Here is a 1,078-nt window from a genome sequence, read left to right as displayed (position 1 = left end):
CGCGAGCCGAATTTGCTGCTCGTCCTGCGGACACCCTTGGCCACAGCCCGGACCTGGCCGTGCTCGCGGGTCAGCAGGACGATGATCCGGTCCGCCTCGCCGAGCTTATAGGTCCGCAGGACCACTCCCTCGGAACGGTAGGTCCGGGATGCTGATGCTTTCGACACTCCCCCAGTCTCCCACCTTGTTCATCCCGAAGGGCACTTCAGCAGGGTCAGGCGCTGTCCCGGATGGCCCGGTTGACGGCGGAGATGACGGCCTTGAGGGCTGCCATGGTGGTGTTGGCGTCGATACCGATACCCCACAGGACCCTTTCGCCGACGGCGCACTCGACGTAGGCGGCCGCCCGCGCGTTCCCTCCCGAGGACAGCGCGTGCTCCGTATAGTCGAGTACGCGCACGTCCACTCCGTCCTGGCCGAGGATGTCGAGCAGGGCTGCGATCGGCCCGCTCCCCTGCGAGGACCGCCGCTGCTGCACGCCGTTCACCACGAGGGTTGCGGTGAGCTTGAACTGGCCGTCCTCGGCGGTGTCGGTGTTGACCGAGGTGAGGGCGTAGTGGCCCCACTGCCCCGCGTCGCCCGCGGCGGGGACCTGGCCGTGCTCGCGGGTCAGCAGGACGATGATCCGGTCCGCCTCGCCGAGCTTATAGGTCCGCAGGACCACTCCCTCGGAACGGTAGGTCCGGGATGCTGATGCTTTCGACACTCCCCCAGTCTCCCACCTTGTTCATCCCGAAGGGCACTTCAGCAGGGTCAGGCGCTGTCCCGGATGGCCCGGTTGACGGCGGAGATGACGGCCTTGAGGGCTGCCATGGTGGTGTTGGCGTCGATACCGATACCCCACAGGACCCTTTCGCCGACGGCGCACTCGACGTAGGCGGCCGCCCGCGCGTTCCCTCCCGAGGACAGCGCGTGCTCCGTATAGTCGAGTACGCGCACGTCCACTCCGTCCTGGCCGAGGATGTCGAGCAGGGCTGCGATCGGCCCGCTCCCCTGCGAGGACCGCCGCTGCTGCACGCCGTTCACCACGAGGGTTGCGGTGAGCTTGAACTGGCCGTCCTCGGCGGTGTCGGTGTTG

At 67.9% G+C, this 1,078-nt stretch carries 2 protein-coding genes and 1 pseudogene; all 3 read right to left on the bottom strand.

Going from position 1 to position 1,078, the window contains the following annotated elements; genetic code table 11:
- Positions 1–167 (bottom strand): annotated as a pseudogene (gene recO / locus Y705_RS21925) (DNA repair protein RecO); the annotation flags it as partial.
- A gap of 47 nt (positions 168–214) precedes the next feature.
- On the bottom strand, positions 215–706 hold the full coding sequence (locus Y705_RS0112440) for a recombination protein O N-terminal domain-containing protein (protein WP_026533090.1): 492 nt from the start codon (positions 704–706) through the stop codon (positions 215–217).
- A 47-nt stretch (positions 707–753) separates the two neighbouring features.
- On the bottom strand, positions 754–1,078 hold a 325-nt coding region (locus tag Y705_RS19715; protein WP_275450815.1), incomplete at its 5' end, for an alpha-isopropylmalate synthase regulatory domain-containing protein.

This window comes from Arthrobacter sp. H41 (genome assembly GCF_000520535.1).
Lineage (GTDB): Bacteria > Actinomycetota > Actinomycetes > Actinomycetales > Micrococcaceae > Arthrobacter_D.
This window is presented reverse-complemented; position numbering and strand designations above follow the sequence as displayed.